At 40.2% G+C, this 24,655-nt stretch carries 38 protein-coding genes and 1 pseudogene; 34 read left to right on the top strand and 5 right to left on the bottom strand.

Features of this window, described 5'->3' with window-relative positions:
• The first annotated feature begins 3 nt into the window (after window positions 1-3).
• The 30 genes from rpsC (at window position 4) to rpsI (ending at window position 16,582) form a co-directional block, all read left to right on the top strand.
• Window positions 4-663, top strand: a complete 660-nt coding sequence (rpsC, locus tag ABU914_RS08460; RefSeq protein WP_379669303.1) for a 30S ribosomal protein S3 — start codon at window positions 4-6, stop codon at window positions 661-663.
• A gap of 2 nt (window positions 664-665) precedes the next feature.
• Window positions 666-1,094, top strand: a complete 429-nt coding sequence (gene rplP / locus ABU914_RS08455; protein ID WP_379669302.1) for a 50S ribosomal protein L16 — start codon at window positions 666-668, stop codon at window positions 1,092-1,094.
• Entirely contained in the window at window positions 1,091-1,294 is a 204-nt protein-coding gene (gene rpmC, locus ABU914_RS08450; protein WP_379669301.1) for a 50S ribosomal protein L29, read from the top strand. Before rplP ends, rpmC begins: the two co-directional genes overlap by 4 nt.
• Window positions 1,295-1,315: 21 nt before the next feature.
• Window positions 1,316-1,579 (top strand): 30S ribosomal protein S17, encoded by a 264-nt coding sequence (gene rpsQ / locus ABU914_RS08445; RefSeq protein WP_379669300.1) that lies wholly within the window; start codon window positions 1,316-1,318, stop codon window positions 1,577-1,579.
• Window positions 1,580-1,607: 28 nt separating this feature from the next.
• On the top strand, window positions 1,608-1,976 hold the full coding sequence (gene rplN, locus ABU914_RS08440; RefSeq protein WP_379669299.1) for a 50S ribosomal protein L14: 369 nt from the start codon (window positions 1,608-1,610) through the stop codon (window positions 1,974-1,976).
• A 72-nt stretch (window positions 1,977-2,048) separates the two neighbouring features.
• Window positions 2,049-2,357: a 50S ribosomal protein L24 gene (gene rplX, locus ABU914_RS08435; protein ID WP_379669298.1), complete on the top strand. Its 309-nt coding sequence runs from the start codon at window positions 2,049-2,051 to the stop codon at window positions 2,355-2,357.
• Window positions 2,358-2,386: 29 nt separating this feature from the next.
• Window positions 2,387-2,926 (top strand): 50S ribosomal protein L5, encoded by a 540-nt coding sequence (gene rplE / locus ABU914_RS08430; RefSeq protein ID WP_379669297.1) that lies wholly within the window; start codon window positions 2,387-2,389, stop codon window positions 2,924-2,926.
• A 20-nt stretch (window positions 2,927-2,946) separates the two neighbouring features.
• The gene (locus tag ABU914_RS08425) at window positions 2,947-3,132 is read left to right on the top strand and encodes a type Z 30S ribosomal protein S14 (RefSeq protein WP_379669296.1); all 186 of its coding nucleotides are present in this window, start codon (window positions 2,947-2,949) and stop codon (window positions 3,130-3,132) included.
• A gap of 29 nt (window positions 3,133-3,161) precedes the next feature.
• Window positions 3,162-3,560, top strand: coding sequence for a 30S ribosomal protein S8 (rpsH, locus tag ABU914_RS08420; protein ID WP_379669295.1), 399 nt, complete (start codon window positions 3,162-3,164; stop codon window positions 3,558-3,560).
• A gap of 26 nt (window positions 3,561-3,586) precedes the next feature.
• Entirely contained in the window at window positions 3,587-4,123 is a 537-nt protein-coding gene (gene rplF, locus ABU914_RS08415; protein ID WP_379669294.1) for a 50S ribosomal protein L6, read from the top strand.
• Between the two features lie 248 nt (window positions 4,124-4,371).
• A complete protein-coding gene (gene rplR, locus ABU914_RS08410; protein WP_379669293.1) occupies window positions 4,372-4,734 on the top strand; it encodes a 50S ribosomal protein L18 in 363 nt (120 codons plus the stop codon).
• A 25-nt stretch (window positions 4,735-4,759) separates the two neighbouring features.
• Window positions 4,760-5,257, top strand: coding sequence for a 30S ribosomal protein S5 (rpsE, locus tag ABU914_RS08405; RefSeq protein WP_379669292.1), 498 nt, complete (start codon window positions 4,760-4,762; stop codon window positions 5,255-5,257).
• 13 nt (window positions 5,258-5,270) lie between these two features.
• Complete coding sequence (gene rpmD / locus ABU914_RS08400) at window positions 5,271-5,453, top strand: 50S ribosomal protein L30 (protein WP_379669291.1); 183 nt, start codon at window positions 5,271-5,273, stop codon at window positions 5,451-5,453.
• 38 nt (window positions 5,454-5,491) lie between these two features.
• Entirely contained in the window at window positions 5,492-5,932 is a 441-nt protein-coding gene (rplO, locus tag ABU914_RS08395; protein ID WP_379669290.1) for a 50S ribosomal protein L15, read from the top strand.
• Window positions 5,932-7,221 carry a preprotein translocase subunit SecY gene (gene secY, locus ABU914_RS08390; RefSeq protein ID WP_379669289.1) on the top strand — a complete coding sequence of 430 codons (1,290 nt, stop codon included), beginning with the start codon at window positions 5,932-5,934 and terminating at the stop codon, window positions 7,219-7,221. Before rplO ends, secY begins: the two co-directional genes overlap by 1 nt.
• A 15-nt stretch (window positions 7,222-7,236) precedes the next feature.
• The gene (locus tag ABU914_RS08385) at window positions 7,237-7,890 is read left to right on the top strand and encodes an adenylate kinase (protein WP_379669288.1); all 654 of its coding nucleotides are present in this window, start codon (window positions 7,237-7,239) and stop codon (window positions 7,888-7,890) included.
• Complete coding sequence (gene map, locus ABU914_RS08380; protein ID WP_379669287.1) at window positions 7,887-8,633, top strand: type I methionyl aminopeptidase; 747 nt, start codon at window positions 7,887-7,889, stop codon at window positions 8,631-8,633. The genes ABU914_RS08385 and map overlap by 4 nt, the downstream gene beginning before the upstream one ends.
• Window positions 8,634-8,648: 15 nt before the next feature.
• On the top strand, window positions 8,649-8,969 hold the full coding sequence (locus ABU914_RS08375; protein WP_379669286.1) for an RNA-binding protein: 321 nt from the start codon (window positions 8,649-8,651) through the stop codon (window positions 8,967-8,969).
• A complete protein-coding gene (gene infA, locus ABU914_RS08370; RefSeq protein WP_379669285.1) occupies window positions 8,962-9,180 on the top strand; it encodes a translation initiation factor IF-1 in 219 nt (72 codons plus the stop codon). Before ABU914_RS08375 ends, infA begins: the two co-directional genes overlap by 8 nt.
• A 94-nt stretch (window positions 9,181-9,274) precedes the next feature.
• A complete protein-coding gene (gene rpmJ, locus ABU914_RS08365) occupies window positions 9,275-9,388 on the top strand; it encodes a 50S ribosomal protein L36 (RefSeq protein WP_379669284.1) in 114 nt (37 codons plus the stop codon).
• 14 nt (window positions 9,389-9,402) lie between these two features.
• Complete coding sequence (gene rpsM / locus ABU914_RS08360; RefSeq protein ID WP_379669283.1) at window positions 9,403-9,768, top strand: 30S ribosomal protein S13; 366 nt, start codon at window positions 9,403-9,405, stop codon at window positions 9,766-9,768.
• A 15-nt stretch (window positions 9,769-9,783) separates the two neighbouring features.
• A complete protein-coding gene (gene rpsK, locus ABU914_RS08355; RefSeq protein WP_379669282.1) occupies window positions 9,784-10,179 on the top strand; it encodes a 30S ribosomal protein S11 in 396 nt (131 codons plus the stop codon).
• 185 nt (window positions 10,180-10,364) lie between these two features.
• Entirely contained in the window at window positions 10,365-11,309 is a 945-nt protein-coding gene (locus ABU914_RS08350) for a DNA-directed RNA polymerase subunit alpha (protein ID WP_379669281.1), read from the top strand.
• 50 nt (window positions 11,310-11,359) lie between these two features.
• Window positions 11,360-11,725 (top strand): 50S ribosomal protein L17, encoded by a 366-nt coding sequence (gene rplQ / locus ABU914_RS08345; RefSeq protein ID WP_379669280.1) that lies wholly within the window; start codon window positions 11,360-11,362, stop codon window positions 11,723-11,725.
• Between the two features lie 460 nt (window positions 11,726-12,185).
• A complete protein-coding gene (locus ABU914_RS08340) occupies window positions 12,186-13,028 on the top strand; it encodes an energy-coupling factor ABC transporter ATP-binding protein (RefSeq protein WP_379669279.1) in 843 nt (280 codons plus the stop codon).
• Entirely contained in the window at window positions 13,004-13,873 is an 870-nt protein-coding gene (locus tag ABU914_RS08335; RefSeq protein ID WP_379669278.1) for an energy-coupling factor ABC transporter ATP-binding protein, read from the top strand. The genes ABU914_RS08340 and ABU914_RS08335 overlap by 25 nt, the downstream gene beginning before the upstream one ends.
• Entirely contained in the window at window positions 13,870-14,670 is an 801-nt protein-coding gene (locus tag ABU914_RS08330) for an energy-coupling factor transporter transmembrane component T family protein (RefSeq protein WP_379669342.1), read from the top strand. Before ABU914_RS08335 ends, ABU914_RS08330 begins: the two co-directional genes overlap by 4 nt.
• Before the next feature lie 56 nt (window positions 14,671-14,726).
• On the top strand, window positions 14,727-15,467 hold the full coding sequence (gene truA, locus ABU914_RS08325) for a tRNA pseudouridine(38-40) synthase TruA (protein ID WP_379669277.1): 741 nt from the start codon (window positions 14,727-14,729) through the stop codon (window positions 15,465-15,467).
• Window positions 15,468-15,731: 264 nt separating this feature from the next.
• Entirely contained in the window at window positions 15,732-16,169 is a 438-nt protein-coding gene (gene rplM / locus ABU914_RS08320) for a 50S ribosomal protein L13 (protein WP_379669276.1), read from the top strand.
• 20 nt (window positions 16,170-16,189) lie between these two features.
• The gene (gene rpsI, locus ABU914_RS08315) at window positions 16,190-16,582 is read left to right on the top strand and encodes a 30S ribosomal protein S9 (protein WP_379669275.1); all 393 of its coding nucleotides are present in this window, start codon (window positions 16,190-16,192) and stop codon (window positions 16,580-16,582) included.
• 729 nt (window positions 16,583-17,311) lie between these two features.
• Here the strand turns inward: rpsI and ABU914_RS08310 are convergent.
• From ABU914_RS08310 to ABU914_RS08300, 3 genes and pseudogenes are all read right to left on the bottom strand, one after another.
• Window positions 17,312-17,971, bottom strand: coding sequence for a DUF443 family protein (locus ABU914_RS08310; protein ID WP_379669274.1), 660 nt, complete (start codon window positions 17,969-17,971; stop codon window positions 17,312-17,314).
• A gap of 294 nt (window positions 17,972-18,265) precedes the next feature.
• On the bottom strand, window positions 18,266-18,352 hold the full coding sequence (locus ABU914_RS08305) for a hypothetical protein (RefSeq protein ID WP_379669341.1): 87 nt from the start codon (window positions 18,350-18,352) through the stop codon (window positions 18,266-18,268).
• A gap of 230 nt (window positions 18,353-18,582) precedes the next feature.
• Window positions 18,583-18,765 (bottom strand): annotated as a pseudogene (locus ABU914_RS08300) (ATP-binding protein); the annotation flags it as partial.
• Window positions 18,766-18,992: 227 nt separating this feature from the next.
• On the opposite strand from ABU914_RS08300, the gene ABU914_RS08295 reads away from it, so the two are divergent.
• From ABU914_RS08295 to tatC, 4 genes are all read left to right on the top strand, one after another.
• The gene (locus ABU914_RS08295; protein WP_379669273.1) at window positions 18,993-19,742 is read left to right on the top strand and encodes a gluconate 2-dehydrogenase subunit 3 family protein; all 750 of its coding nucleotides are present in this window, start codon (window positions 18,993-18,995) and stop codon (window positions 19,740-19,742) included.
• A gap of 16 nt (window positions 19,743-19,758) precedes the next feature.
• Complete coding sequence (locus tag ABU914_RS08290) at window positions 19,759-21,468, top strand: GMC family oxidoreductase (protein WP_379669272.1); 1,710 nt, start codon at window positions 19,759-19,761, stop codon at window positions 21,466-21,468.
• Between the two features lie 83 nt (window positions 21,469-21,551).
• A complete protein-coding gene (gene tatA / locus ABU914_RS08285) occupies window positions 21,552-21,749 on the top strand; it encodes a twin-arginine translocase TatA/TatE family subunit (RefSeq protein WP_379669271.1) in 198 nt (65 codons plus the stop codon).
• A gap of 12 nt (window positions 21,750-21,761) precedes the next feature.
• Complete coding sequence (gene tatC, locus ABU914_RS08280) at window positions 21,762-22,586, top strand: twin-arginine translocase subunit TatC (protein ID WP_379669270.1); 825 nt, start codon at window positions 21,762-21,764, stop codon at window positions 22,584-22,586.
• An 89-nt stretch (window positions 22,587-22,675) separates the two neighbouring features.
• Here the strand turns inward: tatC and ABU914_RS08275 are convergent, their stop codons facing one another.
• Window positions 22,676-23,362: a YczE/YyaS/YitT family protein gene (locus tag ABU914_RS08275; RefSeq protein WP_379669269.1), complete on the bottom strand. Its 687-nt coding sequence runs from the start codon at window positions 23,360-23,362 to the stop codon at window positions 22,676-22,678.
• Between the two features lie 329 nt (window positions 23,363-23,691).
• On the bottom strand, window positions 23,692-24,447 hold the full coding sequence (locus ABU914_RS08270) for a hypothetical protein (protein ID WP_379669268.1): 756 nt from the start codon (window positions 24,445-24,447) through the stop codon (window positions 23,692-23,694).
• Between the last annotated feature and the right edge of the window lie 208 nt (window positions 24,448-24,655).

The raw sequence follows: 24,655 nt of genomic DNA, 5'->3' as shown, positions 1-24,655 counted from the left end.
TGCGTGGGTCAAAAAGTTAACCCAATTGGGCTGCGAATTGGAGTCAATCGTGATTGGGAATCAAGATGGTATGCAGACAAGGATTATGCAGACCTTTTACACGAAGACATTAAAATTCGCGAATACATTGAAAAACGTCTTAAAGATGCAGCGGTTGCAGGCATTGAAATTGAACGAGCTGCAAACCGTGTAAACATTACAATTCGTACGGCAAAACCCGGCATGGTTATCGGTAAAGGTGGTTCTGAAGTTGAATCACTACGAAAATCGTTAAATGAACTAACTGGAAAACGGGTGCACGTTAATATTTTTGAAATTAAAACACCTGACTTAAATGCGAAACTTGTTGCTGAAAATATTGCAACACAACTTGAAAATCGTGTCGCATTTAGACGTGCGATGAAACAAGCAATTCAACGTGCAGTTCGCGCTGGTGCAAAAGGAATTCGTACAGAAGTGTCAGGTCGTTTAAACGGAGCAGACATTGCTCGTTCGGAATCGTATAGCGAAGGAACAGTGCCACTTCATACGTTGCGTGCCGACATTGACTATGGCACAGCAGAAGCGGACACAACTTACGGTAAACTCGGAGTGAAAATTTGGATTTATCGTGGTGAAATCCTTCCAACAAAAGGTGCAAAAAAAGAGGAAGGAGGCAAATAAACATGTTAATGCCAAGACGTGTAAAACACCGTAAAGAATTTCGCGGTAGAATGAAAGGTAATGCAAAAGGCGGAACAGAAATCACTTTTGGTGATTACGGATTGCAAGCACTAGAATCTGCTTGGATTACGAACCGTCAAATCGAAGCAGCAAGAATTGCGATGACACGCTTTATGAAACGTGGTGGGAAAGTATGGATTAAAATTTTTCCATCAAAACCATATACAGCTAAACCATTAGAGGTACGGATGGGTTCTGGTAAAGGTGCACCTGAAGGATGGGTTGCCGTCGTAAAACCAGGAAAAATCATGTTTGAAGTAGGCGGTGTTTCCGAAGAAGTAGCTCGTGAAGCATTGCGACTCGCCTCTCATAAGCTTCCGATTAAAACGAAGTTTGTAAGACGAGATGAATGGGGTGGTGACTCAGAATGAAAACAAGTGAAATCCGTAATTTAACAAACGCGGAAATTGAACAACAACTTAAAAATTTAAAAGAAGAGTTGTTCAACTTACGTTTTCAACTCGCAACAGGCCAACTAGAAAATCCAGCCCGCATTCGTGACGTCCGGAAATCAATTGCACGTACGAAAACGGTGTTACGTGAAAGAGAACTCGGAATAAATAACGGATAATAATGAGGGGAGGTCAGTACAATGAGTGAACGAAATCAACGCAAAGTATACACGGGTCGTGTAACGTCTGACAAAATGGACAAAACGATTACCGTCGTTGTTGAAACATATAAAAAAGATCGACTTTACGGCAAACGTGTCAAATACTCAAAGAAGTATAAAGTTCATGATGAGAATAATAGCGCAAAAGTTGGCGATATCGTGAAAATTATGGAAACTCGCCCACTTTCAAAAGATAAATATTTTCGCCTCGTCGAAATTGTAGAAGAATCCGTCATCGTGTAACGGAGAAGACCGGAAGGAGGTTCGGCAAATGATTCAACAAGAAAGTCGTCTCAAAGTAGCAGACAACTCGGGTGCTCGTGAAGTCCAGTGCATCAAAGTGCTCGGAGGGTCTGGACGTAAGTTTGCAAATATCGGAGATGTGATCGTCTGCTCAGTTAAACAAGCAACACCCGGAGGCGTTGTTAAAAAAGGTGACGTCGTCCGTGCTGTCGTTGTTCGTTCAAAAAGCGGTGTTCGCCGTAATGATGGCTCATACATTCGCTTTGACGAAAATGCAGCTGTCATCATTCGTGAAGACAATAGCCCTCGTGGCACACGTATTTTCGGACCAGTTGCACGTGAACTTCGTGACCATCAATATATGAAAATTATTTCATTAGCACCAGAAGTGTTATAGGCAAATGTAACTTTTTGAACATAGAAGAGTTATAAAGAAGCAGTTTCTCGACTTAAGGAGGTGCAGAGCGTTATGCACGTAAAAAAAGGAGATAAAGTTCAAGTTATCTCTGGTAAGGATAAAGGCAAACAAGGCGTTATCCTTCAAGCAGACCCGAAACAAGAGCGCGTCATTGTAGAAGGTATTAATCTTGTAAAAAAACATTCGAAGCCTTCACAAATGAATCCGCAAGGTGGCATTGTTGAAATGGAAGCACCGATTCACGTATCAAACGTCATGCCACTTGATCCAGACTCAAATGAACCAACCCGGGTCGGATATCGAATCGAAGATGGAAAAAAAATTCGGATTGCGAAAAAATCCGGACAACCGCTAGACTAGTAACAGCGTAAGGAAAGGAGGTACTCTCGTTGAACCGTCTGAAAGAGAGATATACAAATGAGATCGTTAAATCTTTAATGCAAAAATTTAATTACTCATCCGTCATGGAAGTACCCAAAATTGAAAAAATCGTTGTAAACATGGGTGTCGGTGATGCTGTACAAAACCCGAAAGTGCTTGACAGTGCTGTCGAAGAACTTGCGGCAATTACAGGTCAAAAGCCTTTAATTACGAAAGCAAAAAAATCAATTGCGGGTTTTAAACTTCGTGATGGGATGCCAATTGGAGCGAAAGTAACGCTACGCGGTGAACGCATGTATGACTTTTTAGATAAATTAATTTCGGTTTCACTTCCACGTGTACGTGACTTCCGTGGCGTATCGAAAAAAGCATTTGACGGAAGAGGAAACTACACGCTTGGAATTAAAGAACAACTGATCTTCCCAGAAATCGACTACGACAAAGTAAACAAAGTTCGTGGAATGGATGTTGTTATCGTAACAACAGCAAAGACAGATGAAGAAGCTCGTGAACTATTAGCAGAACTCGGAATGCCGTTTCAAAAATAATTAATTAAGGAGGTTACAGCGTGGCGAAAAAATCGATGATCGCTAAACAGCGTCGCTCACAAAAGTTTAAAGTGCGCGAATATACGCGTTGCGAACGATGTGGACGTCCTCATTCAGTCATTCGCAAGTTTAAATTGTGCCGTATATGTTTCCGTGAACTCGCATATAAAGGTCAAATTCCTGGTGTGAAAAAAGCCAGTTGGTAATCCCGCTAGGGGAAGGAGGTAATGAAGAAATGGTCATGACAGATCCAATCGCAGATATGCTTACGCGAATTCGTAACGCAAATACAGTTCGTCTTGATAAATTAGAAATCCCTGCTTCAAAAATGAAAAAAGAAATCGCAGAAATTTTGAAGCGTGAAGGGTTTATTCGTGACGTTGAATACATTGAAGATAACAAACAAGGAATTCTTCGCCTTTTCTTAAAATACGGAAAAGCGAATGAACGTGTCATTACAGGATTGAAACGAATTAGTAAGCCAGGTCTACGCGTTTACGCACAAGCACATGAAGTACCCCGTGTCCTTGGTGGTTTAGGTATTGCGATCGTTTCAACATCAAAAGGTGTATTAACAGATAAAGAAGCTCGCAGCCAACAAGTCGGTGGCGAAGTATTAGCATACGTTTGGTAAGAATGTGAACGAATGGAGGTGTACGTATGTCTCGTATAGGATTAAAGCCAATTGAAATCCCAAATGGCGTAACGGTAACGAAAGAAGGAAATACCGTAACAGTGAAAGGTCCGAAAGGTGAACTTACACGCACGTTACATGATGAAATGGTCATCGACATTCAAGAGAAAGAAGTGATTGTCTCCCGTCCATCGGAGCAAAAAGAACATCGCTCTTTACACGGTACGACTAGAAGCTTAATTCAAAATATGATTCAAGGTGTGACGAACGGATTTGAGCGACGTCTTGAACTCGTCGGTGTCGGTTATCGTGCAAACAAACAAGGACAAAAGCTCGTCCTAAACGTTGGGTACTCACACCCAGTTGAATTCGATCCAGAGAAGGGTATCGAAATTGACGTACCTGAAAACACAAAAGTGGTCGTAAAAGGAATTGACAAAGAACGTGTTGGTGAACTTGCAGCAAATATTCGCGCAGTAAGACCTCCTGAACCTTACAAAGGAAAAGGAATTCGTTACGAAGGTGAATATGTACGTCGCAAGGAAGGTAAAACTGGTAAGTAATCATTGAAATAGTTCAACAAGATTATAAAATTTGTTAGTTCAAATAGGAGGACAAAAAGACGGAGGTCGACGAATAAACACTCACCTGAAAAAGATGAGTTACAACGTCGACACAAGCAGATCTGTGTGCATTCGAAGTTCGAGAAAGCAAGTTTAAAGATTACTTTAGGCACACTATCAAAAAACCTCATATTTTGTAAACCTCCGGAGTTTTGAACAACATCTGAAAGAGAAAGGAGTGGCCCCGATTGATTACGAAAGTAGATCGTAAAAAAACGCGTAAAAAGCGCCATCTTCGTGTCCGTCGTCATTTGCAAGGAACAGCAGAATGTCCACGCTTGAACGTATATCGTTCTTCTAAGCATATTTATGCGCAACTTATCGATGATGAACAAGGTGTCACGTTAGCACACGCATCATCCCTCGATAAAGATTTTGATGGAAAAACAGGCGGAAATATCGAAGCCGCAACAAAAGTCGGAGAGCTCATTGCAAAACGTGCAGTTGAAAAAGGATATAAAGAAGTTGTATTTGACCGCGGTGGAAACCTTTACCACGGACGTGTCAAGGCATTAGCAGAAGCAGCTAGAGAAGCTGGCTTGGAATTTTAATTAAAAGGAGGGGAATTCAAAACCTATGGCTATTGACGCAAACAAACTTGAATTAGAAGAACGTGTAGTAACAGTTAATCGTGTAGCAAAAGTTGTGAAAGGTGGACGCCGTTTTCGTTTTGCTGCAGTTGTCGTTGTCGGAGATAAAAACGGTCATGTTGGATTTGGAACAGGTAAAGCACAAGAAGTTCCAGAAGCCATTCGTAAAGCGGTTGAAGATGCGAAGAAAAATTTAATTTCAGTACCACGTGTCAACACAACAATTCCTCATGAAGTAGTTGGTCGTTTCGGTGCTGGTCGCGTCCTGTTAAAACCTGCTGCTGAAGGTACAGGAGTTATCGCAGGCGGACCTGTTCGTGCTGTACTCGAGCTCGGCGGAATTGGCGACATTCTTTCAAAATCACACGGTTCAAATAACCCGATTAACATGGTACGTGCAACGATCGAAGGCATTAAAAGCTTAAAGCGCGCCGAAGACGTAGCAAAATTACGCGGCAAGACAACGGAAGAATTGTTAGGATAAGGAGGGAAACTCGATGGCTAAGCAATTAGAAATCACCCTCACTCGTAGTCTCATTGGTCGTCCGGAAGATCAACGTGTGACGGTTAACACACTCGGATTGAAAAAAACGAATCAAACCGTCGTTCATAAAGACAATCCAGCGATTCGTGGCATGATTAAAAAGGTGTCACATCTCGTAACAGTAAAGGAAATTTAAGACGAATGGTGAATAGTCAATAACAAGGAGGTGCCAAAATGAAACTTCATGAGTTAAAACCATCAGAAGGTTCGCGTCACGCTAGAAAACGTGTCGGACGTGGAATCGGATCAGGCTTTGGAAAAACGTCTGGTCGAGGGCATAAAGGTCAAAATGCACGTTCTGGCGGGGGTGTGCGTCCTGGGTTCGAAGGTGGTCAAACCCCACTTTTCCAACGTCTTCCGAAACGTGGCTTTACGAATATTAATCGTAAAGAATATGTGATTGTGAATCTTGACAAGTTAAATCAATTTGATGAGGGCACAGAAGTAACACCTGAACTATTGTTAGAAACTCGCGTCATCCGCAAGCTTAACAACGGTGTGAAAATTCTCGGTAACGGATCACTTGAGAAAAAGTTAACGGTAAAAGCTCATAAGTTTTCCGAATCTGCAAAACAAGCGATTGAATCGGCAGGCGGAAACGTTGAGGTGATTTAATGTTCGGGACAATTGCCAACATTTTTAAAGTTTCTGATTTACGCCAAAAAGTGATGTTTACGTTATTGATGCTCGTCGTATTCCGGATCGGGGCATTTATCCCGGTTCCAGGAGTCGATAAAGATGTTTTGCAATTTAGTGGAGATGCGAGTTTGTTCGGTGTCATGAACATGTTTGGTGGCGGAGCGTTAGAGCGTTTTTCCATTTTTGCAATGGGAATCATGCCTTACATCACTGCATCGATCATCGTTCAGCTATTACAAATGGATGTCGTTCCTAAGTTTGCAGAATGGGCGAAACAAGGTGAAGTCGGGAGACGGAAGCTTGCTCAATTTACACGGTACGGGACGATCGTGCTCGGTTTTATTCAAGCGCTAGCCTTGTCACTTGGGTTTAACAACCTGTTTCCAGGTCTCATTCCAAACCCAAGCGTAACGACGTATTTAACGATTGCCATCGTGCTTACAGCGGGAACAGCATTTTTAATGTGGCTCGGTGAACAAATTACAGCACATGGTGTAGGGAATGGAATATCGATTATCATTTTTGCTGGAATCGTTGCAGCCATCCCTACGAGCGTGCAACAAGTGTATTTATCTCAGTTCCAAAATCAAGACCAACTGTTTTTAACAATCGTAAAAGCACTCGGTCTCATTCTTGCAATTCTCGTTCTCGTTGTTGCAATTATTTTTGTACAACAAGGTGTACGAAAAATTCCGATTCAATATGCACAGCGGGTAACTGTTGGACGCCAAACGATTAGTAGGCAAACGACGCATTTGCCGATTAAAGTAAACGCAGCTGGTGTAATTCCTGTTATTTTTGCGGTCGCGGTTTTCTATACACCACGAACTATCGCTGGTTTCTTTAGCGATAGCAAAGTAGCGAATTGGCTCGTCCAAACGGTTGATTACACACATCCAATTGGAGCGACCATTTATGCATTATTAATTATTGCGTTTACGTATTTTTACACATTTATTCAGGTGAATCCTGAGCAAATGGCAGACAACTTGAAAAAACAAGGCGGATACATCCCTGGTACACGACCTGGGAAGGCGACACAGGAACGAATTACGAGCATTTTGTATCGTCTCACGTTTGTTGGCGCACTTTTCTTAGCGTTTGTCGCAATCATTCCTGTCTTTTTTACGACATTTGCAAATTTGCCTCCAACTGTACAAATTGGAGGAACGAGTCTGCTCATCGTCGTAGGGGTTGCGTTAGATACGATGAAGCAAATTGATAGCCAACTTATAAAACGTCACTATAAAGGATTCATCAAGTAGGATGGAGGGATAATGGTGGATCTCGTATTAATGGGGTTACCAGGTGCAGGAAAAGGTACGCAAGCGGAAATGATTATTGATCGATACGGTATCCCTCACATATCAACTGGAGATATGTTCCGAGCCGCAATGAAAGAAGGAACAGAGCTTGGTATGCAAGCAAAAAAGTTTATGGATGCCGGGGAATTAGTCCCAGACGAAGTGACGATTGGAATCGTTCGCGAACGTCTAGCAAAATCGGATTGTAACAAAGGGTTTTTGCTTGACGGTTTTCCAAGAACCGTTCCGCAAGCTGAGGCTCTTGATAACATTTTGCAAGAGATGGACCGCAGCATTGATTACGTCATTCATATCGATGTTGACCGGAACAAATTACTTGCACGACTAACTGGTCGCAGAATTTGCCGTAACTGCGGTGCAACGTATCACATGGTGTTTAACCGACCACAACAAGACGGTGCTTGTGATAAATGTGGCGGAGAACTTTACCAACGTGAAGATGACAACGAAGATACTGTTGCGAACCGTTTAGAAGTGAATATTGCTCAACAAGAGCCACTGCTCGAGTATTATTCAAACAACGGCGTGTTACAAACCATTGATGGAAATCGTGACATAGGAGTTGTTTTCCAAGATGTCGATGAACTCATTGGGAGCCTTTCTGAATGATCATTTTAAAAACAGAACGTGAAATCGACATCATGCGTGAAGCTGGAAAGATCGTGGCACTGACACACGAGGAATTACAGAAACACATTCACCCGGGGATGACGACAGAAGAACTTGACCGTATCGCTGAAAAGTTCATTAAGTCGCAAGGTGCAATCCCTTCTTTTAAAGGCTATAATGGGTTTACTGGAAGCATTTGCACATCAGTGAACGAAGAACTTGTGCATGGCATTCCTGGAAAACGCATGTTACATGAAGGGGATATCATTAGCATTGATATCGGAGCTTACTATAATGGCTATCACGGTGATTCCGCTTGGACGTATCCAGTCGGTGACATCGATGTTCATAGTGAGCGTTTGTTAGAAGTGACAGAGCAGTCCTTATATCGTGGGTTAGACGAAGCCAAACCTGGTGAACGTCTTTCGAATATTTCTCACGCGATTCAAACATACGTAGAAGCGGAAGGCTTCTCAATTGTTCGTGAATACGTTGGCCACGGGATCGGGCAAAACTTACATGAAGACCCACAATTGCCGCATTACGGTCCACCAGGCAAAGGTCCCCGCTTGAAACCTGGGATGGTGTTCTGTGTTGAACCGATGGTAAATGCAGGCAAACGGTATGTGAAAACACTTGCGGATAACTGGACTGTCGTAACAACAGATGGTAAACGTTGTGCTCATTTTGAGCATACGATTGCTATAACTGAAACGGGTTATGAAATTTTAACAAAAGCCTAAAATGAAGGTGATGTCGTGAGTGAATCGGAATCGCTTCCCAAAATAGGTCAAATTGTCCGTGTATTACGAGGGAGAGAAGCCGATCAGTACTGTATCGTGATCGAACAATTGAGTGATCGTTATGTACGAATTGCGGACGGAGAAAAACGAAAGTACGACCGAGCCAAAAAGAAAAATATTACTCATCTTGAGCTCGTTGATTACGTATCTCCGGAAGTCAGACAAAGCATTGAACAAACAGGTCGTGTTTCGAATGGAAAGTTGCGCTTTGCACTTTCTAAATTTATGAATGACCAAGTCCTTGATCTGAAGAAGGGAGAGCAAATCGATGGCTAAAGAAGATGTTATCGAAATGGAAGGCACAGTTATTGAACCATTGCCAAACGCAATGTTTCGTGTTGAACTAGAAAATGGCCACAAAATTTTAGCCCACGTTTCAGGTAAAATCCGCATGCACTACATCCGTATTTTACCTGGAGATAAAGTGACAGTTGAAATGTCACCATACGATTTAACACGTGGACGCATTACGTATCGTTTTAAATAACAGTTTTAACAGTAAGGATCTGCGTTTAATATGGGACGAATGCACTCGCCCCATATAAAAGCGTGAAACTCCGCATCTTCAAGGAGGGTAAACAATGAAAGTTAGACCATCGGTAAAACCGATTTGTGAAAAATGTAAAGTCATTCGCCGTAAAGGCGCAGTTATGATCATTTGTGAAAATCCAAAGCATAAGCAACGTCAAGGTTAATAGGAGGTGTAAGCATGGCGCGTATAGCTGGTATTGACATTCCCCGTGAAAAGCGAATTGTCATTGCGTTAACATATATTTACGGAATCGGTGTGTCTAGAGCGAAAGAAATTTTGGCAAAGGCAAATGTATCGGAAGATACGAGAGTTCGTGATTTAACAGACGATGAATTAAACAAAATTCGTGAAGTTGTTGACACGTACAAAATCGAAGGTGACCTTCGCCGTGAAGTTTCTCTTAACGTGAAACGCCTTATCGAAATTGGCTCATATCGTGGAATTCGCCACCGTCGTGGTCTTCCAGTACGTGGACAAAATACGAAAAACAACTCTCGTACTCGTAAAGGACCTCGCCGTACGATAGCAAATAAGAAACAGTAAAGGAGGTATGATGAAATGGCAGCACAACGAAAAACAACAACTCGCAAACGTCGTGTAAAAAAGAATGTTGAAAACGGAATCGCTCATATTAAATCGACGTTTAACAATACAATCGTAACGATTACAGATATGCACGGTAATGCTGTTTCTTGGGCAAGTGCAGGTAACCTTGGATTTAAAGGCTCACGTAAATCTACACCGTTCGCAGCACAAATGGCAGCTGAAACAGCAGGAAAAACAGCGATTGAAAACGGTATGAAAACTGTTGAAGTATCCGTAAAAGGACCGGGTTCAGGACGTGAGGCAGCAATCCGTGCGCTTCAAGCAGTCGGACTTGATGTAACAGCGATTCGTGACGTTACACCCGTGCCACATAACGGATGCCGTCCGCCAAAACGTCGTCGCGTGTAATTACGCTAACTTAGAATAGGGTTGGAACGTAGTATAGTTTTTTAGACTATGTCTATACTGTTGATGTATAAAAGACGAGAAAACGGGCATATGCTATAAAGTTACTGCTGCTAAGAACCGCCTAAGAAAGGAATTTCGGTTTTTATAAAACCGGAAGCCGACGTTTTGAAGGAGGGTTTTGTTGGATGATAGAGATCGAAAAACCAAAGATTATGACGCTAGATAGCAATAAAGAAGAAAATTACGGGAAGTTTGTTGTCGAGCCACTCGAAAGAGGGTACGGGACAACACTCGGGAACTCCCTTCGCAGAATTTTATTGTCATCCCTACCTGGCGCTGCTGTGACAACGGTTCAAATTGATCAAGTGTTACATGAGTTTTCGACAATTAAAGGTGTAGTTGAAGACGTAACGATGATCATTTTGAACTTAAAAAAGCTTGCATTGAAAATTTATTCCGATGAAGAAAAAACGATGGAAATTGATTTTCAAGGTGAAGGAGTTGTAACAGCGGCGGACATTCTTCATGATAGTGACGTTGAAATATTAAATCCAGACCTTCCGATTGCAACACTAGCTGAAGATGGTGCACTTCGAATGAGAATGACCGCTAAGCGCGGCAGAGGGTACGTACAAGCAGAAGGAAATAAATCCGAAGAATTAGCAATTGGTGTCATTCCGGTCGATTCAATTTACACACCAGTTGAACGTGTAAACTATCAAGTTGAAAATACGAGAGTCGGACAAGTTACAAACTACGATAAGCTCACACTTGAAGTTTGGACGAACGGAAGCTTAGGTCCTGAAGAAGCTGTGTCCCTAGGTGCAAAGATTTTGACGGAGCACTTAAACATTTTCGTAGGTTTAACGGATCAAGCACAACAAGCAGAAATTATGGTCGAAAAAGAAGAAGACCAAAAAGAAAAAGTGCTTGAAATGACGATCGAAGAGCTCGATCTGTCTGTTCGTTCTTATAACTGTCTCAAGCGAGCGGGGATTAATACGGTTCACGAACTTACCCAAAAAACAGAAGAAGATATGATGAAAGTTCGTAACCTCGGGCGTAAATCTCTTCAAGAAGTTCAAGAGAAACTTGCCGAACTAAATTTAGCTTTACGTAAGGAAGAGTAAACGTTGAGCGGTTTACACATCGAAAAACAGTGTAAAGGAGGGACACTCATATGGCTTATAAAAAACTTGGCAAAGATACGGCCCATCGTAAAGCGATGTTTCGCGATCTTGTCACCGATTTAATCATTAATGAACGAATTGAAACGACTGAAGCGAAGGCGAAAGAATTGCGCTCTTTTGTTGAAAAAATGGTCACACTCGGTAAACGTGGAGATCTACATGCACGACGCCAAGCAGCAGCATTTGTGCGTAAAGAAACAGCGGAGACAGAAGAGACGGAACAAGATGCGGTGCAAAAGCTATTTAGTGACATTGCAGGACGTTATGAGGATCGCCAAGGTGGTTACACAAGAATTCGTAAAATCGGTCCTCGCCGTGGTGACAACGCTCCGATGGTCATTATCGAATTCGTGTAATGAATTAAACAGTGAAAGCGACGATCTTGCTTCGAGAAGTGACGTGCTCTCGTCTGTGAGCACAATCAAATAGTTGCATATGAGAAAAAGGCGGGACAGGATCACTTTACGATTAAGAGTTTGATTCTGTGCCCTTTTTTTTACCTTTTTTCGATTTATGTGGATATTCCGCGCATAGTTGCAATGCAGGAGTAACGTCAAAAGATTTATGAAAACTCTCCGAAAATTGAAGGCTTGGTATTGAGCCTCCACGAGCATGACTCTTTACGCAAAGACGCAGCAATCCTTGTTGCGTAAGGCTTTATAGCCTATCATTCTCGTCACTCAATGTAAAGCCTCAGTATCTCCTCTCATAAAGGGGGGAGAACACTTTTTACCCTTAAGTTCATTAATACCAAGGGTTTTACAGTTTTTCATTAAAAAACTTTTGACAGTACGAATGCAGGTGGGGGGAGCAACGATGAAAGAACTTATTAAAGTGAATGACGTATTTTTTCGCTATTCTGAAGACGCTAATGATGCGGTAAAAGGTGTAAGCTTTTCTGTGTTTGAAGGGGAATGGCTTGCGATTGTTGGGCATAACGGGTCAGGGAAATCAACACTCGCGAAACTATTAAACGGACTTTTGCAGCCCTATTCTGGACAGATTACCGTTGCAAGTTTTCAAACAGATGATGAAGAACACATTTGGGACGTTCGTCGCCGAGTAGGTATCGTCTTTCAAAACCCGGATAACCAGTTCGTCGGCACGACCGTTATGGATGACATTGCGTTCGGACTTGAAAATAATGGAGTACCGCGTGAAGAAATGCTAAAACGAATTGATGAAAGCATGGCGAAAGTGAACGTATCAAAGTTTCTCGAATATGAACCTCATCGGCTGTCAGGGGGTCAAAAACAGCGCGTGGCGATTGCGGGTGTCATTGCATTAAAACCCGAAATCATTATTTTAGATGAAGCGACGTCAATGCTTGATCCGAGAGGGCGCAAAGAAGTAATCGACGTTGTCAAAGAGTTGAATGAGAAAGAAAACATCACCGTTATTTCAATTACGCATGACTTAGAAGAAGCAATGCTTGCCGACCGAATGATCGTTATGAATCGAGGCGAAAAAGTACTCGAAGGTGAACCTGCAACCATTTTTGTAAACGATGGAGAGCGTCTAAAAGCATACAACCTTGACCTCCCTTTTTCCATTCAGTTAAAAGAAAAACTTTTAGAAAAAGGATTAGCGTTAAGCGGACAATCCTTTACACATGAAGAATTGGTGGATGAGCTATGGAGATTAACGTTAAAAACTTAGAACATCGCTATATGCCAGACTCTCCTTTTGAACGGTTAGCCCTCGTTGATATGACACTCACAATTCCTACGAATACGTACATGGCGGTCATTGGTCATACAGGTTCAGGGAAGTCGACATTCATTCAACATTTAAATGGGTTGTTAAAACCGACAAAAGGGGAAATTACGATCGGAGATCGAACGATTCGGGCGGATGAGAAAGCGAAAAATTTAAAACCATTGCGTAAAAAAGTCGGTATCGTGTTTCAATACCCGGAGCATCAGTTATTCGAAGAAACGGTCGAAAAAGATATTTGTTTTGGACCGATGAACTTCGGAGTAGACGAAGAAACAGCGAAACGAAAAGCACGAGAATTGTTGCCACTCATTGGCTTGGACAATGACGTTCTTGAAAAATCTCCGTTTGATTTAAGCGGTGGACAAATGCGCCGTGTTGCGATTGCTGGTGTTCTCGCTATGGAGCCAGAAGTTTTAGTTTTAGACGAACCAACGGCAGGTCTTGATCCACGAGGACAAAAGGAAATCATGGATATGTTTTATAAGTTGCACAAAGAGAAAGAATTGACGACGATTCTCGTCACTCATAGTATGGAAGATGCAGCACGCTACGCTGATGAAATTGTTGTCATGGACGAAGGTACAATATTTATGCACGGAAAGCCAGATGACATTTTTAGCAAGCCAGAAGCGATTCGAAGTGTTGGTTTAGACGTTCCAGAAACGATCGAATTTCTAATGAAGCTTGAAGAAAAATTTGGTGTCAAGCTGTCTCGTAATGCCTATACACTCGACGCACTCGTAGATGAAATTATCACGATGCTAGAAAAGGAGGGCTTAGCATAATGCCTCCGATTATTATTGGACAATATGTACCGGGTGATTCAATTATTCATCGTCTTGATCCGCGTTCAAAGCTTGTCTCAGTCTTTTTATTCATTATGATTATTTTTTTAGCCAATAGTTTCATCGGTTATGGGGTGCTCGGTCTTTTTATTTTAGTAGCCGTGCTGTTAAGTCGTGTGCCACTTTCATTTATTATTCGAGGGATGAAACCGATTTTATTTATTGTCATTCTTACGTTTGTTCTGCATCTTTTTTTAACGAAAGAAGGAGATGTTGTTTTCCAGATTGGTTCTGTCAAATTTTACTCGGAAGGGCTAATTCAAGGAACTTTTATTTCTTTGCGACTTTTATTTTTAGTTGTTTTTACATCGTTGTTAACGTTAACGACGACGCCGATTGAAATTACCGATGGGTTAGAAACACTAATGAATCCTCTGAAGCGGTTTCGACTTCCTGTCCATGAATTTGCACTTATGATGTCGATTGCACTACGATTTATTCCAACATTACTTGAAGAGGCAGAAAAAATTATTAAAGCTCAGTCTGCAAGAGGTGTTGAATTTACGAGTGGTCCGATTAAAGAGAGAATGAAAGCGATCGTTCCTCTACTCATTCCACTTTTCGTAAGTTCGTTTAAGCGTGCAGAAGATCTTGCATTGGCGATGGAAGCACGTGGCTATCGAGGCGGTGAAGGAAGAACGAAGCTGCGAGTTTTAACGTGGAGTTTGCGTGATAATCTGTTATTGCTATTGCTAGCCTTTTTAACCGCAATTCTCGTTTGGCTACGGTGGTTTTAAATTTACACAAGTAAGACGTTACTCGTGCGAGCCTCTATTTGGAAAAGGTGATTTGCATGTCAAGGTTAAAAGCAGTCATCGCATATGATGGAACTGCATTTGCAGGGTATCAAATTCAACCGAATATGCGTACGGTTCAAGGTGAACTTGAAATGGCTCTCACAAAGATTCACAAAGGGGAGTACGTTCGAACGTACGCATCAGGTCGGACAGATGCTGGTGTTCATGCAAGAGCTCAAGTCGTTCATTTTGACTCCAATCTGTCGATTCCAGAGCAAAATTGGGCTAAGGCGATGCAAGCGTTACTTCCAGACGACATCGTCGTTCGTTCTGTTGAGAAGACTAACGATGATTTTCATGCTCGCTATGATGCGATAAAGAAAGAATATCGCTATCGGATTGTCACGAGTGATGTGTTAGATGTATTTCGTCGCCATTATACATTGCATATCCCGCAACCGCTTAACATTACTGCAATGAGGGCTGCATTAGTTGCTGTCAAAGGTACCTATGATTTCACTTCTTTCTGTTCACTAAAAACAGATATAGAAGAAAAAACGCGTACCATTTATGAAGCGGAACTCGTCGAAGTGCAAGACGAATTAGTTTTTCGCTTTGTGGGAAACGGTTTTTTATATCATATGGTCAGAATTCTTGTTGGCACAATTCTTGAAGTTGGTCGTGGTGAACGTACTCCGCACGAAATGGAGACGATTTTAGCTGCTCGCTCACGTGAACAGGCGGGAAAAACAGCTCCACCTCAAGGATTAGTCCTTTGGTCAGTCGGTTATCATTAAATCGTTTCAAAAAAATGTAAGACTGGTAGTAAAATCAACTTGACATAGCTTTTTTTGTGATATAATATATTCTTTGGTATTTCTATCTCCACTAGCCCCGGATATAGAAAAGTATTGGAACAATTTGTAACTTTTTAAATATGAAACTTGAAATGATTGAATCGAAGTGGTGTCGAGTTGAACACACTGTTAATCCGTTGGTAAACGGATTCGAAACTTCATTTAATTTCATAGACATTGAACAGTTTATTAGGAGGTAAACTCATGCGCACGACATATATGGCAAAAGCGAGCGAAGTTGAACGTAAATGGTTTGTTGTCGATGCAGCGGGTCAAACACTCGGTCGTTTGGCAAGTGAAGTTGCAACGATTTTGCGTGGCAAACATAAACCAATCTATACTCCACATGTCGATACTGGCGACCATGTGATTATCGTAAACGCAGATCAAATTGAACTAACAGGTAAAAAATTAACTGACAAAATTTATTACCGTCACACTGGACACGTTGGTGGCATTAAACAAAGAACAGCACTCGAAATGCGTACAGAACGTCCAGAGAAAATGCTTGAACTTGCAATTAAAGGCATGCTCCCAAAAAACAGACTCGGACGCCAAATGTTTAAAAAACTTCACGTTTATCGTGGATCGGAGCACCCGCATCAAGCACAACAACCCGAAACGTACGAATTACGCGGATAAGAAAAAAGGAGGAAACAATTTTGGCTCAAGTACAATATTACGGTACAGGACGCCGTAAAAACTCAGTTGCACGGGTGCGCCTCGTTCCAGGCAGTGGTCGCATCATCGTCAACAAACGTGACTTAGATGACTATTTTGGACTTGAAACATTAAAACTAATCGTAAAACAACCACTCGTTGAAACAGAAACAGTAGGCACATATGACGTGCTTGTCAACGTGAAAGGCGGAGGCTATACGGGTCAAGCTGGTGCAATTCGTCATGGCATTGCGCGGGCGCTCCTTCAAGCAGACCCTGATTTCCGTCCAACATTGAAATCAGCCGGCTTCCTTACACGTGACGCAAGAATGAAAGAACGTCATAAATACGGTCTTAAATCTGCACGTCGTGCACCACAATTCTCAAAACGTTAATTTATTTAGAATTAGTAAACTCTCAATCATTGCGGTTGAGAGTTTTTTCTATTTTATAAAGCCTTTTTAAGTATTACAAAATAACGTGGGGTACAAAAATCACCATCTGTTTCATCGTAATATATTGTGTAAAGATCTGATCTCTATAAAGTCGTACTAAGCTAGGTCTCATAACTTATCCTGCCCTTTTCCACGCTTATTCAAAGGTAGTATCTAATTCGCTAACTAAGAAATAGCTCGCCTATGGTGTTTTTGCACCATCCACTATTTTCTCTATTTTGATATAGCATTTTAAATTTATCATCAGCTCATGTGAAGGATTAGAATGCTGAAGATATCTTGAGTTATGTTTGTAAATTTTTATTTTAAATAATTCGGGGAGATTTTTTAGTCAAGTCCATGATCTTGTGTAAAATAGTGAGAAATAAAACAACATAGACGATATACGTCTTTCTACGGTGGGGGAATTTTACGAGTTTTCGATCCCGTACATCATAAAAAAAAGCAGTATTCCATTCCTTATTTCGATACAGTGGTATGAGATGTTGCAACCTTTTCACATTTTTAATTCCTTATACATTCTTTTACGAAAACTGCTACGAACCAGAACGATAGAACAAAGACCCGTTTCATACGTAAGAAAGCTAATAAAGAGCGTTCATTGTCGAAATGAACGCGTCTTCAACAAAACAAACCTTACTAGTGGTACAACGATCCATGACTATTTTCTTATTCGTAAAACTCACACTTATAAACGTAGTTCGGATGGATGAACAATCGAAATGCAATTGCTACAAAAGACAAAAACGCCCAAAACCCGACCAGTCCAAGCAATAAGTTCAACTGTAAAAAGATGCCGAGACTAAGGTATGTAAACCCGAGAAAAAACAACCACATTATCAAGCCAAAAACGTAGCTCATCTTGTTTACTGGATAAAATTTAACATATTGCCGGTTTAGAGTACTTAAATCGACTAGCTGATGCATTTTTATATACGTTTTTCGATGTTGTACAAACCGAAAATAAATAATTGCGGCGACCGTAAGAAGCAAAAACAACCATTGAACAAATGTATTGTTCAAAAAAGGTATATAGGCTATTCCAGAGGAAACAACAGTTTTTCCTAAAACAAGACCAATACCAACAATCAAGAAATAATATGCAGAGAAAGCTTCTATCCCGGTAGTTCCCTTTGTCTCATTATACGCAAAGATCCTACGGGCCTGTTCTTCTTCCAATTCGTATAAGGTATAAATATGCACCCATGTTATGAAAGGAAGGAAAAAGAAACGAGGACTTTCTTCGATATCAACAACGTAATACTTATTATTTATTTGCACCATGCGATATCTAGCTATACTTTTAATGATCGACACGTAAGCTTGCAAGCGATTCATCCCCCTAGACGATGTTAATTAATAGTTCGTACTACGAATACTTATCAACTTTTCAACTCGTATTTAATCCATGGAAAGACGAACAGATAAATCTATCAAAATATACTTTTTCTTCAACTATTCACTAGTTGTATTCGTCATTTTTCATCTTCATAGAGAACCTTTCTTTTCTTTAACCAAACGTTCATACAACTGTTGCCACCGCTCTTATTGTTCATCACGGTGTCCTTCAAAAACAACTTGATCAACATTCTTTTTATTAAAATATTAAATATCATCCGGTGTTTAACCTTGGAGATAAGCACACCCGGAGTAATCAAAAATATATTGCCCATTGTCCATTTCAACAACGGGACCTCTATTCAATATCATGATCTTTTGTGTACTTTCTTTGTGAAAATAGGACAGATCCTATCGGTAACAACATATCATACATCGCCATCCTTTCATATTTATCTTCAATCAAAATCCAATATAAATGTCAAGATAACAATATACACTTTCGATTGTTTAACGATGTACAAATTTGTTTATTAGGTATGGATGCCGCCATACCTAATAAATTTTGGTTAAGCTTACGACTTTTTCTCCGTTTGAATATGTTCATCTTCATCAATCGGAAGATAGCCGATTTCATCAATGATTAGTAATTTATATTTTGTATAATGTTTTAAGCGTGTTTCTAATCGATTTTCAAGCTTCGCTTTCTTTAAATTTAAAATTAAATCATGACACTTAATAAAGTACGTACTAGTTCTCTTTTTCGCAGCTGCTATACCTATGCTTTATTGAGCTTAAAAACAAAAGGAATATCCATCTAATCACTATGCTATGCCCCAAATGTTTTAATTTAAAGCAGGAAAGATGATGTCGTTACAGGCTGTCAGAGAAAGACATTCTCTGACAGCCTTTTTTGTCTTCCAAAAAACACCAACGTACATAGTTAATGATTAATCCGCCTTTATAAGGAAATATTAAAAAAAGGAAACACATTAAGGAGGGATTATTTAGTATGGCTAAAAATGATAAAGGCTTGTCTCGCCGTGATTTCTTAAAGACTTCTGGAATTGCTGCAGGGACGTTAGTCGGCGGTGGGCTCATAGGTGGAGCGATCGGGTATAACGTTCGCAAAGATTCTGGAACCAGAAAGCCTAGAGAAGATGGAAGAGAGGGCAACATAGCAAGCCCGAAAGGTAGAAAATTTTTCAAAAACAATCGTGATTTTGACATATTATCACAGGCAACAGAGCGTATTTTTCCGGAAGACGACCTTGGTCCGGGCGCGATTGGTTTAGGAGTTCCTTATTTTATTGATAACCAGCTGGCAGGTAGCTACGGAGTGAACGCCAGGGAATATATGCAAGGACCGTTTGATGTGGGTGAGCCTACGCAAGGGTATCAAACGCCACTTATTCGGCAAGAAGTGTTTTTGCGCGGCATTCGAAAATTAGAGCAAGAAGCGCAACGTCGATTTAATGAAAGCTTTGTCAAATTAGAAGGTGAGCAAATGGATGAAATTTTGACAGACTTTCAAAAAGGAGAAGTAAAAATGGACGGGCTCACATCCGATTTCTTTTTCCAATTGCTTCGTTCCGCTACGTTGGAGGGGGCATATGCCGATCCGATTTATAGCGGCAATAATAATATGGATGGCTGGCGAATGAAAAATTATCCTGGTAACCAAATGGCATATATTAACGATATCGAAAGTGAAGAGTTTAAGAAAATTGAGCCACAATCATTGGCGAGTATGGATCATTAAGGAGTGAGTCATACAAATGGCAAAAAAATTGGATAAAGTAGATGTCGTCACAGTCGGAGTTGGATGGACAGGAGGAATCATTGCTGCTGAATGTGCAAAAGCGGGCTTGAAAGTTGTCGGTCTCGAACGTGGGGAAGAAAGGGGCACGGAGGATTACCAAAGAATTCATGATGAGTATCGCTATGCTATTCGTTATGAATTAATGCAAGATTTATCGAAAGAAACAGTTACATTTCGAAACAGACGTGATCAAAAGTCACTGCCGATGAGACAAATGGGATCATTTTTATTAGGAGAAGGTCTTGGCGGTTCGGGTACCCACTGGAACGGATGGACATTCAGATTTCTTCCGTATGATTTTGAAATTAAGACGATGACTGAGAAAAAGTATGGAAAAAATAAAATAAAACGAGACCTTCAGCTTCAAGATTGGGGAATCACTTACGATGAATTAGAGCCGTATTTTGATAAATTTGAAAAAGTCGCTGGCATTTCAGGGGAGAATAATCCACTAGGAGGCAAGCGATCAGATGATTATCCGACACCCCCGATGAAAAAAACGCCGATTCTGAAAAAGTTTGAAAAAGCTGCAAAAGACAAAGGGTATACACCTTATATGATACCGTCCGGCAATTTGTCAGAGACATTTGAAAATCCGGATGGCGAAACAATTTATGCATGTCAATATTGCGGATTTTGTGAGCGGTTCGGGTGTGAGTATGGCGCAAAGTCTGCACCGGAAGTTACAGTCATTCCGACTGCAAAAAAGACGGGTAATTATGAATATCGGGTTCATTCCAACGTCGTGGAAATATTAAAAAAAGGCGATAAAGTCACAGGTGTTCGATACGTTGATACCATTACAAGAGAAGAATTTATTCAGCCAGCCGAAGTCGTTGTACTTACAAGCTATGTTTTAAACAATGCGAAGCTGCTGATGGTTTCTGACATTGGAGAACAATATGATCCTGAGACAGGACGAGGAACACTTGGGAAAAATTACTGTTATCAAGTGAATACAGGGACAACTGGATTTTTTGAACATCAAATGAATACATTCATGGGGGCTGGAGCACTTGGAATGTATATGGATGACTTTAATGGTGATAATTTTGACCATAGCGATTTAGACTTTTTGCATGGCGGAGGGATATGGATTGTGCAATCGGGGAATCGACCGATTAACAGTAACCCAGTACCGCAAGATGTTCCTTTATGGGGAGCTGAATTTAAGAAAGCGTCGATTCATAACTTTACCCGTTCCCTCTATGTAGGTGGTCAAGGCGCTTCATTGCCACATAAAGAAAATTATTTATCGTTAGATCCGACTTACAAAGATGCGTACGGTTTGCCTTTATTGCAAATGACGTATAATTTCACCGATCAGGATCGGGCACTCCATCAATTTATTTCGGATAAAACGGCTGAAATCATGAAAGAAATGAAACCTAAGGAAATGGTCGAAGCGAATGCATTAACAGATTATGACATTGTTCCATATCAGACTACACATAATACGGGAGGAACGATTATGGGAGGTGATCCCGATACGAGTGTGGTAAACAATTATTTACAGCATTGGGATGCAGACAACTTGTTTGTCGTAGGGGCTGGAAACTTTCCGCATAATAGTGGATACAACCCGACCGGTACGGTTGGAGCGTTAGCTTACCGGTGTGCCGAAGGAATTATCAAATACAGTCAAGATGGTGGAAGTTTAGTTTGATCGACGTTAAGACGGGATCAACTTCATCGTTATATGACTTTACCATTTAGTGAACAAGTAGATTACCGAAGGAGGCCACACTTATGGGATTAGCACAAATTGGAATACCGGGTTTAATTATTATTCTCGTTATCGTGTTAATCGTATTCGGACCGAAAAAACTCCCGGAAATTGGAGGAGCGGTAGGAAAAACATTAGCAGAATTCAAAAGATCAACAAAGGAAATTATGGAGGATGATGAACCAGTCGCTGAAAAAACTAAAAAAACAGATGTAACATAGTAGGTGTTATGAATGGAATCGATGCAGAGATCTAACAGAAAAATTTTAAGCCCTCTTGATAAAAAGCCCGAAAAAGTAAAAGTCGAAGAAATGGAAGAAGAAAAACTTCATGAAGTGAGCAATGAAACGCTTACCGACCATCTTTCTGACCTTCGAAAACAATTGATTAAAAGTGCCCTAGTTTTTCTATTTTTCTTAATCGTCGTATTTTCAACGATGAACAAATGGTTTCCAATCGTGACAAAAGGAAATGATTTAGTCGTATTCGGACCGTTTCAAATCGTAAAATTTTATACATCGATTTCTGTTACATTGGCACTCGGGCTTTCTTTGCCATTTCTCATCCACTTCATGTGGCAGTTCGTAAAACCGGGATTGAAAAAAAATGAAGTTCGGTACATTGGACTTTATTCTCCTATCATGTTTTTATTATTTGTGATAGGTGTTGCTTTCGGGTATTTCGTCGTCAATCCGTTGAGTTATCACTTTTTAATGAATTTTGGTGCAATGAATTTTGATATTATTGTTTCTGCACAAGAATATGTACATTTTTTGCTCATAACGACGATCCCACTTGGCTTTTTATTTGAACTTCCGATTATCGCTATGTTTTTAGCTTCTATCGGGGTATTGACATCTGAAACGATGAAAAACATCCGGAAGTGGTCCTATCTCGTCATAGCCATTTTTTCAGCACTCATTACGCCTCCGGATTTTATTAGTCAACTCATCGTATTAATTCCGATGGTGTTATTGTACGAAGTAAGTATTTTTATCGTAAAAAAAATAGAAAGCAGACAAGTTGCTCCCGAACAAGCTAAAGTTGTACCGGAATAGAATATGAATGAGCTTATGAGCTACACCTCCAAATGTTGACATTTAGAGGTGTAGTGGCTAAGTTCGGACACAGGTTCTACAGGATGTCACTAAACGACATTAGTTTTTTCATCACTAGATTTTTGTTCGTAAACCCACTGATAAAGAGGCTTGTAGAAATATACTTTCATCAAGCCAATAATTTTTCCGATACAATAGGCGGCAATGATTGTTCCGATTCCAACTGAGCCAAGTGATTGAACGAAAGTCAAACAAATGGTGGCAGACACAAATACATTGATTCCATCACTCGCCATTTTTGCTTTACTAAACTCTAGTTTAAATCGATCACGAATAACGAACGTTAATGCATCGTAAGGCATTAAAGGCAACTTCGCTGTAGAATAACAGAGCAAACCCGCTGCTATAATAAATAAACTAATAATTAAATAAAACAAACGTATAATAATATTCTCCGGAGTTGGGAACAGTTGGACAATGAACAATGTGGAATCCATAAAGAACCCAAATAAAAACAAAATAATAAACTGAACAGCAAACTCTCGCATATCGATACGTTTATTTAAAATGATTTGAACAATCACATATAAAACATTTGAAAGTACAGTTGTAATACCAATTGATAAACCTGCCGATAACGTGAGGGCATAAGCTAAAGAAGATACGGGGGATACACCAAGATCTGCTTCAATTGAGAAACTAACTCCCAAAGACAAAAAAAATAAACCGAACACGTACAGGACGAGCCGCTTTGTTGTTACTTTCTTATGGTTCATAATTACCTTCGCTTTCTATATAGCAATCTAAAGATAATCATAACACAGATTTCGATATGGGTGTTTTTTGCTTTCACAAAACATCCTGAAGGGCTATTACGCATAAGACTGTTCTATGTCTTAGTTAGGGAGATGCTTTATAAGTTAATGTTTTCCTATATATAGCAAACACTTTATTTTTATGGTCTTGAAATTTCTCCCATTACAGTCGCCTTTACCCTATACGATCCGGGAATTAGTGTAAATATGCTTGTATTACGTCATAAGGGATATTACTTAGTGACTTTACCGCATCTAAACGGAATGAATTCATCAATGTGAAAGCAATCTTAATATTTATGGTACTCCTTTATGACATCCATTGTTGTTTCTTCTGTCGAGACGTACTTCAGATTAATTTTGTATAAAAAGACCAAATCAGCATCACGATTATCATGCTCCTTTCCCCAGACAGCAACCTCAAATGATCCGATCTGATTTTCACGTATTCCATCGTTGATTAGCATCTGTTTGAATGCAATCAATTTCTTCGCTTCTTTTCTCCAGTTCTCCTCACTTTCTTTCTTTTTATCAATCGTTACAACAAATCGGACAGTCATCATTTCTTCATCTAGCAAGTCGCGATAATACGGAAATGGCTCAGAGTCCAAATCGCTATATTTGGAATACACAGCGACAAAAGATTTTACTCCTTCAAAAGTTTTTTCAAAAGGCTCCTTAAATTCACCTTCTACCTGATTCTCCCAATAGGATGTAGAATAATTATCATATAACTCTTTTGTTTTTGTATCGTAAGTAACTTGAAAAGTAATTTCGGGTGTTTTGTTCGGATAAACATAAGCATATACATGATTGGCACAATCGGATCCAAGCCCTGTGCAACCTCTTTCAGATTTTGTAATTGTAAATTCCTTTTCATATTTTTCGTTTAAATAGGTTTGGATTGACTTTTCTGCTTCTTCATAATCAATCTTTGGAAGTAGAACTTTTTCTTGGAAATCATTGAATGAACAACCTGATAGAATCATGGAAGCGAACAATAGAAAGAACGTTTTTTTAAAGAGCACATCGTTTGGAAATGACACATTCTCAACTCCATATCAAAAATAATTAAGGGTGGTAACTGCAGTGGTCTTTTAAATTGTCACAATTTTTCACTGTCCTTCTCATTCGATTACCAGATTTACCCATCATATTCCCTTATTCTTATATAAAAATATGTGTAATATTTTACTCGGGGGATATTTTCACCTTATTTACTAGCCAAAAAAGAGAAGGCACTCTATCATAAAA

Source organism: Pueribacillus sp. YX66 (genome assembly GCF_041725775.1).
Taxonomy (GTDB): Bacteria; Bacillota; Bacilli; order Bacillales; family UBA6769; genus Pueribacillus.
This window is presented reverse-complemented; position numbering and strand designations above follow the sequence as displayed.